Genomic DNA, 13,986 nt, shown 5'->3' on the forward strand with positions numbered 1-13,986 from the left:
GACACAACAGCTCCAGATGCGTCAACCGTGGTCATCACCGAAGATACGAACAACGACGGCACCATCGATCGCACAGAAATCGCCGGGAAGGTAGACGTGAAAGTCACCGTGCCAGCGGGTGCCGAAGTGGGCGATACGCTGAAAGTGAGCGGCCAGGATGACGTGACGCTGACTCAAGCGGACCTAGACAATGGCGTGACCTACGAGTACGACCGTCCAGAGGATGGTCAAAGCCTCACAGTGACCGCGACCATCGTCGACCAGTCGGGCAACGAGTCAGCCGAAGGCACAGACAGCGCGAGCATGGGTGACACCACGGCGACGGCAGCGCCAACCGTGGTAATCACCGAAGATACGAACAACGACGGCACCATCGATCGCACAGAAATCGCCGGTAAGGTAGACGTGAAAGTCACCGTGCCAGCGAGTGCCGAAGTGGGCGATACGCTGAAAGTGAGCGGCCAAGATGACGTGACGCTGACTCAAGAGGACTTAGACAATGGCGTGACCTACGAGTACGACCGTCCAGCGGATGGCCAAAGCCTCACAGTGACCGCGACCATCGTCGACCAGTCGGGCAACGAGTCAGCCGAAGGCACAGACAGCGCGAGCATGGGTGACACCACGGCGACGGCAGCGCCAACCGTGGTCATCACCAATGAAGATGAATCTATCTCTATTTCTTGGTCATCGTTAGGGTTTTCGAGTGTTGATTCTGATTCATCTTCTTTTGGAATTGAAATTCAAACACTACCTTTAGCAGGCGTTCTGGAGGTCCAAAATCGAGAGGGGGACTGGGTGTCAATTGAAGCAGGTGACAGTCTTAGTAAGGACCTTTTTGACAACCAACAGATTCGGTTTACTCCCAATTTTGATCAATCAGGTTCAGACTCTTACTCGGATTTTGGAGTTGGCGATCAATTACAAAGTTACGCAGAAGTTGCCTTTAAGCCTTTTGACGGTACGTCTACTTCATCTGTCACTTCTAAACTAGTGATTGATGTCGAAGCAGTCGCAGACGCTCCAATAATAAATGTTTATGTTGGCGATATTTATTATGCCCAATCGAAACCAAGTTATGATACCTCTCCCGAGGCTATTAGAGAATATATAGCTAGCGGTGGCACATCCCTCGGTGGGACACAGTTTGATCATATTAGTAATGAAGGATTAGTTGTTGCTAATGTTGGACATGCTGGAAATGATTTAATGATGGTACCTGATGGTGCTTTAGCCCAAACATTTGTAGGTGACCCTCAAGCGTTATTAATCGACCAGCAAGGCAGCGATACTTTTGTTGGTTCTCGTTATAACGATATTTTTATTGGTGGAACCGGTATTTTTGATAATACCTCTTCAGTCGATTCAGTGATCTATCAAGGCAACATGTCTGAATATAATATTGAATTTTCAGAAGTCGTTGGTGATGTTGCAGCACATTGGCGTGTAAGCGACCAGTTTGGTCGAGATACTATAGATACTGTTTTGCCAACAGACTCCTCTGGTGACACTTTGTTTGAAATTGAACGTGTAATCTTCCAAGATGCCGTTATTGATCTAAATACAGCAGATGGCACTTTTACAGTTGTCCAAGATAAGATATTGCCAATTGATATAGATGTAGATTTATCTGATATCGACGGAAGTGAATATCTAGCAACAACAGCTATGTTAGAGGGGATACCCGAAGGTATATTGGTTTTTGCCAACGGTCAGTTGCTTAACATAGATGCCGATGGGAATTATGGAATAGCGTTGAACAGTGAAGGTCAAGCAAATTTGGAGATAAGAATCCCGTATGATTATAACGGTGAAACCGATTTTCCAATAAACATAGTATCTACAAGTATCGAAAGTAGTAATGCTGACACTGCAACGTCCGTTAAGAGTGTTGATATTAACTTCAGAGAATACACTATTGATGACGGTACTGGTGGTGATGACATACTTGAAGGTACAGATGATAATGATTTGATTATAGGGGATGTCCAAGGAACTCAAGTTGTCGCTGGTCAGAACTACAATTTGTCTTTTATTTTAGATACATCCGGTAGTATGGGGAGATCTAATGTTGAAAGTGCAAAAAATGAATTACGAACGGTATTGGGAAGGTTAATTGATAACGCAGAAGAAGATGATGCAGGTAACGTTAATGTATTAATTTCGGATTTTTCTGATGAAGTTAATGTTTCATTTTCGATCGATTTAAATGCGGAAAACGCTGCTCAATTGGTAGAGGATGCAATAAGTGCAATTCAACCAACTCCTTATGTTACTAATTATGAAGATGCATTTAGAAACTCTTTGGAGTGGTTTACACAGCAAAACTCCGGGAAAAATGTCACATATTTTATTTCCGATGGAGACGCCAGTGTTAGCAATGATGACTCCAGACTAGTCATTGATTTTGACGAGATTTATATTGATTATGACCTCGAATCTGGTGAATTAATCACGTTGAAAGACGTTTTACCTGATATTTACGTCGGTGGTGAAGTTACATATAAAGGTGAAGTGTTAGTTAATGCCTCCAATCAATTGGTCTCACCATTGACAGGTGGTATTATAGGAACCTTTGGTACATCATTAGGGCAGCTAGTGTATTTTGATTATCAGAACAATTACTATGCTGAGGCTCGCCACATGTATTCAATTTTGGAAAAAGTGTCTGAAGTCGAAGCTATAGGTATTGGCAATGTCGTAAGTCAGCTTAGCGACTTTGACTCTGACGGCGTCGTAACGAATGATGTCAATATAGAAGATATAGCTGACGTAATACTTGGTTATGAGATTGATATCTTACAAGGAGTAGATTCAAGTGATGGCAAAGGCGGCGATGATATTTTGTTTGGTGACGCTATTCAGTTTGATGGAATAGAAGCGCAAGGTGTTTCTGCTATTCAAGAATACATAGCCCAGAGTACAGGGGCAGACCTCTCTAGTATAACACCAAGAGATATTCATCAGTTTATTAGAGATAATATCGTAGACTTTAACCAATCTAGAGAAGGAGATAAATCTGATTCTTTAGTCGGAGGCGAAGGAAAAGACTTGCTCTTTGGTCAAGGGGGAGATGATTCTTTAGACGGTGGAGAAGGTGCTGATATTCTTGTTGGTGGTCAAGGGTTTGATATTCTAACTGGTGGGGACGGTAATGATGTATTTATCTGGCATGTTAACGATTTTGAGACAGAGTTTGTTCCTACGGATATCATTACTGACTTTTCCGTTTACCAAGATACGATTGATTTGACTGACCTTCTTTCGGAAGGAGAAGAACTTGAAGATATTTTTGAAAATATTTCAGCAAAAGTTAGCGAAAATGATGTGATTTTGGATGTCGAGAAAGACGGAAAATATCAAAGCATCAAGATAAATGATGTTGCAGACCAATTGGGCTATGATGCTTCTGGGGAGGTCGCTGGGCAAGCTCTGAATCAACTACTAAGTGATCTTATGATTAGGCAGCAAGACAGTTAATATTGATTTACTTTAAACTTTAAACTTTAAAAGATAACAGTTAATCTTGAACTGTTATCTTTTTTATCACTCTAATTTTTTATTTCTTAGAAAGGTTTAACTATTTTGGTATTTAATTGTCGCATATCGAAAATTTACTACGATATGATGGTTGTTTTATAAAGCTAATTCATCAGTTACCAAATTTGTAACTACGTTAAAATGTTGTGGTTATGATTTTAATAGGTTGAGTTTTAAATCACGATACTTTAGCTGAGAAATATCATCTAATCGACAGAAGTTAGTTTGGAAATTCGTATGGAGTGAAGGTGGATACACATTGTGAGGCGTTTGCGAAAGAATGCTGAAAGTAACTTTCTTACCACAGTAGTTTTTCTGAAATACTCGTTTCACAAAAATATCAACTTATGGTTGTTTTATGCGATATCAAGATATGGTTGTTTTTCGATTAAGTCTCTGATTTTAAAAAGTTCATTGTTATCACTTTATGGTTGTTTCAACATAGTTTGAAAATCAAGAGCCGCTTTTGCGGCTCTTTTTTTGGGACTTGCAAACACATTATTGCCCCAAAATCATTTAGACCAAGTACTTTACAAAGTCTAGAGGCGTGCGTTTTCCCCTACTAAAAATGATCTGAACGCTGCTAATCCCTTTGTTTTGTCACACAGAGCAGTCTAACCCGTTTTCTTTGTAACTAACCTATTGATTTATTATTGTAAGCCTGAATCATGTCTTTATAAAATACAGACACTCTCCGTACAGAAAGCGCTACGTCAATCAGGAGTATTAATGAAGGGTTCTTGTTTATGCGGTGATATTCAGTTTGAAGTTAAAGGTGTTAAGCCTAGCTTGTATCAGTGTCACTGCTCAGTGTGTCGTAAATCAACGGGTTCGTCCTCAAATACAGCTGCGATAGTAAATGAGACAGAATTTAATTGGATAAAAAAGGCGTCGGATATTCAAGAGTTTAATCTTGATAGTGGATACAGTGTTAATTTTTGCGGTCGTTGTGGGAGTCCAGTACCTAATAAGCTAAGAGGTCGAAAGTTAGTATGGCTTCCAGCTGGACTACTTGAAGAACATGGGCTTAAAGTAACCCAACATATCTTCGTTGGGTCTAAAGCACCTTGGGATATCATTGGTGGCTCAGCGACACATCACGAAGAAATGCCTAGTTTAGAAAAATTTGTGCAGCTATTAGACCGTTGAGGCAAATGAACATACAAATAATTTGAGCAGATTCGCAACACTTGGCGCTCTGGGTTAGCAGTGTTTTTTTGAGTGTTTAAGGTGCTACGCAGCGACTTAGTTTGTGTGTTGCTCATGACTTAAACAGGCATTACCCATTTTCTCATCATTCAATGCTAAGAAGGCTATTTATTGAAGTGTGGAACGTGCTAAGCAAATAATAGTGCTGATGCCACAGCCCAAGTAGGGCGGCAACAGCTTCAGCCCGCACAATGCGGCCTGAAGATTATTGGCACTTATACAAACTTTAAAAACACATCACTTTTCCCGTACCATTGCGTTAACCACGTTTCCATGTGTGATATTTTTCTAATAGTTTCAATACTGTCTGCGGTGCGTGATTGCGTTTCCACTCTCCTGCTGCGTACTTATTGCCTTCAGCCCACGTAGGATAGCTGTGTATCGTTCCTAATATTTTATTTAGGCCTAGGCCATGTTTCATGGCTAGCACAAATTCTGCTATTAGATCACCCGCGTGCTCAGATATAATAGTAACACCCAAGATCTTATCTTTACCTCTTGGCGTAATGACTTTAATAAACCCGTCTGTTGAGCTTTCTGTTATTGCTCTATCGAGTTCCTTAAATTCAAATCGAGTCACTTCATAATCGATGCCCTTTTCTTTTGCTTCATATTCATTGATGCCAACTCGTGCAATCTCAGGATCAATAAATGTTGTCCAAGGGATCACTCGATAGTCCACCTTGAATTTTTTAAAATGACCAAATAGTGCGTTGACGGCAGCATACCAACCTTGATGGGCTGCAACATGTGTAAACTGGTATGGGCCAACTATATCACCCGCCGCATAGATATTTGGGTAAATCGTTTCTAAGTATTCGTTAGTCACAATTGTGCGATTAGTTTCAATACCTAGTTCCTCTAAACCGTATCCTTCAAGACGAGCACTACGTCCGACAGCACATAACAACTGATCGTATTCGACCTCTATTTCTTGATCATCATGCTTCACAATTATAAATTTTTTGTCGGCTCGTTGCTCGCATCGAAGTGCTTGATGAGAAGATAAGATATTGACCCCGCTCTTTTTCAGCGCTTGTGTGGCAAACTCAGAAACTTCAACATCTTCACGTATCATGATTCTTTCTGCCATTTCTATTTGCGTCACATTGGATCCTAGACGAGAAAAGGACTGAGCTAACTCACAGCCAATTGGACCTCCTCCTAAAACAACCAGCTTTTTTGGTGCTTCATCAAGCTTAGCGAACTCGGACCAAAGTGTATCACTGGTTACATACCCCGTATCTTCAATGCCGGGTAATGGCGGCACAAACGGACGTGCACCAGTGGCAATTACGATACTGCGAGCCGTTAGTGTAGTTGTCGTACCATCGTCATAGGCTATTTCCACAGTCCAGGGGTCAAGTAACTTCCCATATCCTTTCTGTACCTCTACACCCAAATTCGTATAACGTTCAACGCTGTCATGCGGTGCAACTTCAGCTATAATATCGTGTACTCTTTGCATGACTTTTTTAAAAGAAAATTGAGGAGTGAAGTTGTCTAAACCATAGTGGTGTGAATTTTCTATAGAGTTTGCCATCTTGGCACTCTTAATTATGGCTTTGCTGGGTACACAACCGTAATTCAGACAATCACCCCCCATCTCTCCAGCTTCAATCAAGGTTACTTTTGCCTTAACCGCTGCTGCGATATAACTAGTCACAAGGCCGCCCGCTCCTGCACCAATAACAATCATGTTGCGGTCAAACTTCTTGGGTTTTGTCCAATTACTATTTTTCATCTTTGCACCACCGTTTGTTTAATTTAAGAACTGATCCCTATGACTCATTCTGTTTGTTCACTTAAAATTGCACACTAACTTATAGGTAAATAGAACGGAGTGAATCTGTTTTTATTTCAGTATTAGAAAAATAACAGGTAACTTATTTAGTGGCTTTGCAAAGAATCTATTTTATGGCTAAATAGCCTTATAAAGTGAACAGCATTCGTAATATGCTGCACAAAAAGTATTTGCTCGCTATTTTAGGTGTTGACCATTGTCAATTAGCCTTTGTAGCCCGCTATCGATAAGATCTTTCAATTCGTTATCTTGCTTTCTAACAGCGACGCCAATACCTTTACCAAACCACTTCTCGTCTGTAAATTTAGGGCCGGTAAATGATAGTCCTTGTCCTATTATGTATCAGCGCCAATCGAACTATTTTCAGCCTATTTGTTGGATTGTGGTGGCACAGTTAATTTAGCAAAATCACTGACTCAGTTTTGACCAGAGGCTTCATAGACCAGAATTTTTACACGTGGCATTTACTAACTCAAAAGTGCCCCAAATCTTCTTAGAGCCACCAAGTTCAATCGGTTAATCTAGCGATTTTTGACTAAATAAATCTAATCCAAATTTTGAGGTGGTTACTTGGCCTCTATAAAAAGAAACTCAACGCTGAGTTAAAGCTCTGCGTTGAGTATTGACATTGTACTTCTCTGGATTTCAGATTGTATTTAAAGTCCTGCTTGAGCCTTTACAAGGCTTTATACTCAACAACCTATGAAAAACTATGCAATGGTTGAATTGAAGCGTATCGGTCGCTTAATGCTGCCATAGATACTAAGTGAATGATATTTTCATCGATTAGTTTACCGTTTTGATCAGGTAATGGTCGTGTTGCACAGGCATCTTCACAAACAATAACATCGTAACCCAACTCTACAGCTTTGATAGTTGTCGCAGTAACACACATATGGCTCATGAAGCCGAGGATAATGAGTTGCTTACGTCCAGTTAAATGCAGCATCTCTTCTAGGTCGGTATTGAAGAATGAATTAGGTAGCGTCTTATGAACTACTGTTTCGTTGTCATTAGGTTTTACAACATCTACAGCATCTGACAAAGATGAATCGCAGTTAAATACCGGTGATGCCGAACTCGCTTTGTGAAGTATATGGAAAATTGGGGCATTCTTACTTCGAGCAGTCTCTAGTAGCTTTTCTGCGTTCTCCAGTGCTGTTTTTCCTGCTTTGCCTAGCGACAAAACACCATCCACATATTCGTTTTGGTAATCAACAAAAATAACAGCTGCATTATTCCAATCAACCTTATGCTCTTGTAGTCCAGCAATATTTCGAAGTGTCTTTAATTGAGTCATGTTTTTTCTCCTATGAAACTTAAGTAAATCATACCTACATATAATTCCTTAGTTAATTTCTATTTTTGCAAATGACATGTGCAAAAATTTAGTGAAGGATAGTTTATAAGAAAAATAATACCCGTATTAATTGCACATGCTATACGCAAAATTTCTTATATAAATATTAAATATATTGATTTAATTTTTACATAAACGTCGGAGGGATTATGAACAGCACATTATTACCAATATATAACGCTTTAAATAATGCTAATAAAAAGCTTAAAGGGAGTTTTCATGCGTTACCCATACAAAACCTTGGAAAAACAAAAGATGTCGTAGTAAGTGAGGATTTTAACGCTAGGTTATCTAAAGTAAAAGAACTAGAACTATCTCTTACCTCACCGTTTTTTGATAGTTTAACTGATCCAAGTAAAGCTATAGATGAATCAGCGAATATATTGAAAGATATGTATGGTTCTGACTTGTTATTGTTCGTTACGTGCGGCAGCACAATATCAAACAAAATCATAATAGAAGCTATTTGCAAGTCGTCTGATAAAGTCTTATGTCAAAGAGGTGTTCATCAATCTATATATTTTTCATTGAAGGCTCAGAATAGTGATGTGAACTATGTACAGGATTTGATTTGCAATGATGATGCTTATATTTACTCTGCTGATACCCAAGGCATCATTAAGGCGTTAGTCAGAGCTGAAGAGATCGGAACACCTTATACAACCCTCATAATCAACAGCCAGACCTATGATGGTGTGTGTTTTGATTTACAAGAGTTTCTTCCTGTTATATGTGGAAAATTTAAAGGCATAAAGAATATTGTAATAGATGAAGCATGGGGGGCTTGGTCTACTTTTGATCCTAAGATGAAAGAGAAAAGTGCAATACAAAACGCCTCAACTCTTTCAAAGAAATATGATGTTAACTTTATAGTGACGCATTCTGTTCACAAGTCCTTATTTGCATTACGACAAGCAAGCATAATCAATGTTTTTGGTTCAGAAGATTGTCAAACTAAAGTTGTTGGTAGTCATTTTCGAAATCACTCCACCTCTCCTAGTTATCCTATTCTGGCAAGTACGGAACTCGCTTTGAGTCATGCTAACCAATACGCAGTACAGTACTCGGATAGAATAAGTGAACAGTGTGAACACCTTAAATCCATCATTAACGATTTGAGCCTGTTTAGATGTCCGAGTTTGACTCTTGAAGGAGAGTATCTAATTCAAGATCCGACAAAACTATGGATAACATGCACCACTAAATTATTAAGCGGCGCTAAAATTCGAGAAATTCTATTTAACAAATATGGGATATATGTTAGCAGGTATTCACATAATTCAATTCTTCTAAATCTTCATCAGGGGATCTCAAATGAATTAATTAGCTTGCTGATTAATGCTTTATATGAAATAGAAAAGAAGTATAAAACCAAAAATAACCTACTAAATATCAATGTCGGTGATATAGCGAGTTCATTTTATATTTTATATCCACCTGGAATTCCGATTTTGACACCGGGACAAACAATTTGTAACAACGTAATAACTAAAATTAACCAATCAATTTTTGACGATACATCTCTATTAATTGTTGAAGGGAATTAAATAATGCTTCCAATAGATAAACTAAAGGAAATATCCTCTGCTCGAGGAAATAGAAACGCCGTCATTTTCGGTGACAAAAAAGTTACATGGTCTGAGTTCTATAGAGAGGCATACAAAATCACGGTAAATCTGTCTTCGAAGATAGACAACAATAGTGCTGATCTATGTATGTGTTACATCTCACCGAATTGCCTAGAACTGGTTTACCTAATGTCAGCGGCATCTTCATTAAAGATACCATGCACGGGTATAGACTATACGCAGAGTACTGAGAAAATAGAGTCGATGTTGACTTCAACCAATTGCAAAGTTTTGGTAGTATCATCGTCATACTGTATTGAAAACAATATCAATTTACAGGAACTTGCTAAGCGCGTGACTCTTGTTGATTTGGATAGTCAGTCGAAGAATAGTATCAACTTCTGTGAGCTGTTAGAAGATACCGAGGAGCCGTCGGGATCAATCAAAGTACAGCATCGTCCTTTCAGAAGCATATCATTCACTTCAGGTACCTCTGGTATACCAAAAACAGTCGTGCGTAGTAAGTCTTTTGATGCTCGAAGATTTTCATTTTTCACTGCGCGTTACGGCTTCTCTTCCGAAGATGTCCATTTGCTTGCAATGCCTTTGTATCATGCTGCCGGTAGTGGTTGGTCACGATTATTCATGCAGTTAGGCGCTACTATCGTTATCGCTAAACCACATGACACGCTTAATATGGTCAACCTAATTAAAAGTGAATGGATTACTACAAGCGCCATGACTCCACCACTTTTGAATGATGTGGTCACTCATTATTCTTTGGGTGGTTATGCACCCAATGATAACAATTTAAAATTCATCATTGTTGGTGGTAAACATTTTCACCCACAAGCGAAACTTCAAGCTATCAACGCTCTTGGCCCCGTAATCCATGAGTACTATGGGACAACTGAAACTGGTGTTAATGCACTAGCTGAACCATGTGATTTGATCACTAACCCTACAAGTATTGGCCGAGCTTATGATGGCAACAAAATTAAAGTGGTCGATCAGAACGGTAACCTACTTCCAAATCATCAAGTTGGACGCATTGCTATTTCGAGTTACATGAACATGGATGGCTATGGAAGCCAAGAATCTGAATATGTTGTGATCGATGATGATAAATACCTTATCACCGCAGAGACCGGTGAAATGGATGCTGATGGAAATATTTATCTGAGAAACCGCGCACAAGGTGAAAGCACACTAAATATCTATGAACTTGAAAACGATGTAAGACACCTCCCAGGAATCAAAGATATAGCGATGATACCAGTCTCAAAGAACTCCGTACTTTGTGGGTATGCGATTAACAAGGAGTTTATTGTTGATGACGCCGAATTGGTCAGAAACATTAAGTACATCTGTAAAAAGCTCAAGATGAAACTTGAAGGTGTTTGCCAAGTCGATTCAATTCCATATTCACCATCAGGCAAAGTTCGTAATGATGAGCTCAAGCAGATGATATTGAATAAAGAGACTGTTCAGCCATCAAAGAACTCGGAATCAAAACTAACCAAAGCGTCGAGCATTTCATTCGCACAATTTGTAATAGCAATCTTATGCTTGTTAGGTACTGCTATCTCTTGGGGGGCGATGTTCCCAATAGCGAAGAACGCTTTAACGACAATGGATGCAGTACATATTAGTTTAATTCGATATGGAACCGCGTCTCTCATATTTATAGCGATGTTAGCAGCTAAAGAGGGGCTATCGTCTTTATTGCCAGGTCGAGACTTCTTTAAACTATGGTTGTTTGGCTCATTTGGGTTCGCAGGTTTCAGTATCTTAGCTTTTGCTGGTCTAGCTTACACTAAACCACAACATGGTGCGATAATTATGGCGCTGATGCCTTTAATCTCAGCTGTTATGATGTGGACACTGAAAAAAGTAAGACCTTCAAATTTCACTATTGTATCGATCGTTCTTGCTTTGCTTGGTGTTCTACTAGTGATTACCAAAGGTGATCTTTCAGCTCTATCAGGTGGCAGCTTAATACCAAGCTTGGTTATTCTTGTAGGTGCGTTTTGTTGGGTAACGTATACATTGGGCGCGAGCTACGTAAGCGGATATTCAGTATTACGTTATACCGCGCTGTCTTGTTTCTTTGGTGCATTTACCATCGTATTAGTTGCGTGTTTTACCAACTTTGCTGGAATCACTCAGGCACCGTCGCTTAATCAAGTTCTAGCAGTTAAATGGGAGTTAATCTACTTGATCACATTTGCTGGTGTAATTGCTGTTTTCTCTTGGAACCACGGAATAAGCACTTTAGGCCCAACCAACGGTGTGTTGTTTATTAATATGGTGCCAATTACTGCTTTCACTATTGGCATGTTCAGAGGTGAAACAATCACGAATACTGAGGTTTACGGCGCTGGTATTACAATCCTCGTTCTGGTGCTAAACAACATTTACAGTCGCTTAGCATCAAAGCCTAAAACTGTAATTACAAATCGATTCCAGGTACAAACAGCTCAAAGTTAAAAGAACCTTTCCTTTAAATAAATGGCAGGACACCCTGCCATTTTTATTAGCTTATCAGTTCACCCTTAAACATTTTCACCAACTCTTCCATGGCCAGTTTCTTTGGTGTGGACATTGAAGTCTTCTTCGAGGTGAGCATCCATATCTCGCGAGTAATAGGACTTTCTGGTTCAATCGTACTCAATGAGCTTAAACCTAGGGTTAGTCGTGGGAGAACTGCAATGCCGTAGCCATGCTCGGCCGCTTTCTTCTGAGCGGATATTGTGTTTGTTTGGAGTTTTATAGCCTTAGTCCCGAACTTTTCAATCAGGAGCTTACACTCTGTCAGATGGCTGAACTCTGCCGTGTAAGTGATGACATCGACTGGCTTATCATTTACTAATTGTTCCATCCAGTAATCTGTACCGCACAATACAAACTCTACTTCACCTAGTTTCTTACAAATTGATTCACCCTTTTCAGGAAGATCTAAACGCAATGCGATGTCAGCTTCTTGTTTGGCAATATTCACATTTCGATTTGATGTGTTAATTTCAAATCTCAGTTCGGGAAATCGTGAGTGCAACTTCTTCAGGTTTTCGATGACAAAGTGTTCTGCCAAAAACGGAACCATAGAAATTTTGACATTCTGATTAAACTTCGATTCGGGCGAAAGAGACTCGGATAGGCTGTTGATTTTATCTCTTAGGTCACCCGAACGTTCGTATAAAAGTTCACCTTCAATCGTTGAATTAAATCCATCGCCTGTACGGTTAAATAATTTAAGTTTTAACGAATTTTCCAATCGATCTATACGCCTCGAAACTGTCGCGTAATTTACATTCAATCTATTAGCAGCTGTACTTACTTTTCCCGACTCATAAAGAACTAAGAAAAACTTCAAATCATCCCAGTTACTATTGTTCATTGATTACCCATTTGCTTAGTTTTTATCGCACCTTTTCCTAGAGTATACAATCCATCAATAGGTTATAAAACAGTCAGTAATAGAGATAAAGCAATAAAAATGTCCTTCAAGACGCAATGAGAGAAGCGAGGGGTTTTAAAATATGCTGTAGGAAGTTTTTAGAAGTAATCCACTCTACAAATAGATAACTGATATGAGTTTTCGATATTCTTTCTCTATCCCCCAGATGCGGACCGCACAGGATGTTTCAATTAAACTATTTAGTACAGCCACTTGCCTGAAGATAACTTATCTAAAGACAACTGTTTAGTGCATAAACACTAAATTATTTCCGTCCATATCCTTCCAACTACAATCGTGATGACCAAATAAAAAGGAGGTCATCATGGTGGTTTTCAACAAAACGAAGCGTAGTGGCGTCAAAAAACCTTTTCGGCTTGAGGAAATTTGGCGGATCAGAACCAGATTAGAAATTGAAAATAATTTGATGCAACTTGCGTTGCTCAACTTAGCAATTGATAGCAAGCTTAGAGCGAGTGACTTGCTCGCTCTCAGAATTTGCGATGTATCTTCGCAAGATAGGATATTTAATCGCGTTAAGCATATCCAGCGAAAAACAGACATTGAAGTTCAATTTGAGATAACGTCAAGAACTCAACAAAGCCTAATGAAATGGATTTTGATTGCTTCACTAAGCAGCCGAGATTTTCTTTTTCCAAGCCAAAGACGTAAGCATAAAGCTATAAGCTATTCGTACTATCGCTCTCTAGTCAGGAAATGGGCGTCAAACCTTGGATTAGATCCGAACCTGTATGGCACTCATTCGATGAGACGAACGAAAGCGACACTGGTCTATGCAAAAACTAAAAATATTCGAGCAGTGCAGCTTTTACTGGGACATACAAAGGTAGACAACACGATCCGCTACCTTGGTGTTGAATTAGAAGATGCATTGTTACTTTCGGAAGGCACTGATTGTTAGTCGAAATGAACCCTATTTAGTAGGGTTCACATTGTCACCGATAAAGTTATGCCCCTTTCCGAGTTGCTCGATCAAATTTAGTAAATCGAACTATGTGTTTTTTCCATAGATAATCTACCGCAAAAT

General features: G+C 39.5%; 8 protein-coding genes and 1 pseudogene. 5 read left to right on the forward strand and 4 right to left on the reverse strand.

All coding sequences use genetic code 11. The annotated features are described in order from the left end of the window. The first annotated feature begins 96 nt into the window (after positions 1-96). On the forward strand, positions 97-3,480 hold the full coding sequence (locus tag ACFI6G_RS21860) for a VWA domain-containing protein (RefSeq protein ID WP_462710471.1): 3,384 nt from the start codon (positions 97-99) through the stop codon (positions 3,478-3,480). Positions 3,481-4,269: 789 nt separating this feature from the next. Beyond that, on the forward strand, positions 4,270-4,689 hold the full coding sequence (locus ACFI6G_RS21865; protein ID WP_016785412.1) for a GFA family protein: 420 nt from the start codon (positions 4,270-4,272) through the stop codon (positions 4,687-4,689). 319 nt (positions 4,690-5,008) lie between these two features. On the opposite strand, the gene ACFI6G_RS21870 is transcribed toward ACFI6G_RS21865, so the two are convergent. The 3 genes and pseudogenes from ACFI6G_RS21870 to ACFI6G_RS21880 all read right to left on the reverse strand — a co-directional run bounded on the left by ACFI6G_RS21870 (position 5,009) and on the right by ACFI6G_RS21880 (position 7,853). Then, entirely contained in the window at positions 5,009-6,493 is a 1,485-nt protein-coding gene (locus ACFI6G_RS21870; RefSeq protein ID WP_016785411.1) for a dihydrolipoyl dehydrogenase family protein, read from the reverse strand. 187 nt (positions 6,494-6,680) lie between these two features. Then, positions 6,681-6,886, reverse strand: a pseudogene (locus tag ACFI6G_RS21875) (hypothetical protein); the annotation flags it as partial. 367 nt (positions 6,887-7,253) lie between these two features. After that, a complete protein-coding gene (locus ACFI6G_RS21880; protein ID WP_429768535.1) occupies positions 7,254-7,853 on the reverse strand; it encodes an isochorismatase family protein in 600 nt (199 codons plus the stop codon). Between the two features lie 209 nt (positions 7,854-8,062). Here ACFI6G_RS21880 and ACFI6G_RS21885 point away from each other — a divergent pair, with 209 nt between their 5' ends. After that, the gene (locus ACFI6G_RS21885; RefSeq protein ID WP_462710472.1) at positions 8,063-9,460 is read left to right on the forward strand and encodes an aminotransferase class I/II-fold pyridoxal phosphate-dependent enzyme; all 1,398 of its coding nucleotides are present in this window, start codon (positions 8,063-8,065) and stop codon (positions 9,458-9,460) included. 3 nt (positions 9,461-9,463) lie between these two features. Further along, on the forward strand, positions 9,464-11,971 hold the full coding sequence (locus ACFI6G_RS21890) for an AMP-binding protein (RefSeq protein ID WP_462710473.1): 2,508 nt from the start codon (positions 9,464-9,466) through the stop codon (positions 11,969-11,971). A 46-nt stretch (positions 11,972-12,017) separates the two neighbouring features. Here ACFI6G_RS21890 and ACFI6G_RS21895 read toward each other — a convergent pair whose 3' ends face one another. Continuing rightward, a complete protein-coding gene (locus tag ACFI6G_RS21895) occupies positions 12,018-12,878 on the reverse strand; it encodes a LysR family transcriptional regulator (protein WP_462710474.1) in 861 nt (286 codons plus the stop codon). Between the two features lie 385 nt (positions 12,879-13,263). Between ACFI6G_RS21895 and ACFI6G_RS21900 the strand changes: the two genes are divergently transcribed. Then, positions 13,264-13,860, forward strand: a complete 597-nt coding sequence (locus ACFI6G_RS21900; protein WP_462710475.1) for a tyrosine-type recombinase/integrase — start codon at positions 13,264-13,266, stop codon at positions 13,858-13,860. Positions 13,861-13,986 lie beyond the last annotated feature (126 nt).

The sequence above is a fragment of the Vibrio sp. PSi01 genome (genome assembly GCF_054960695.1).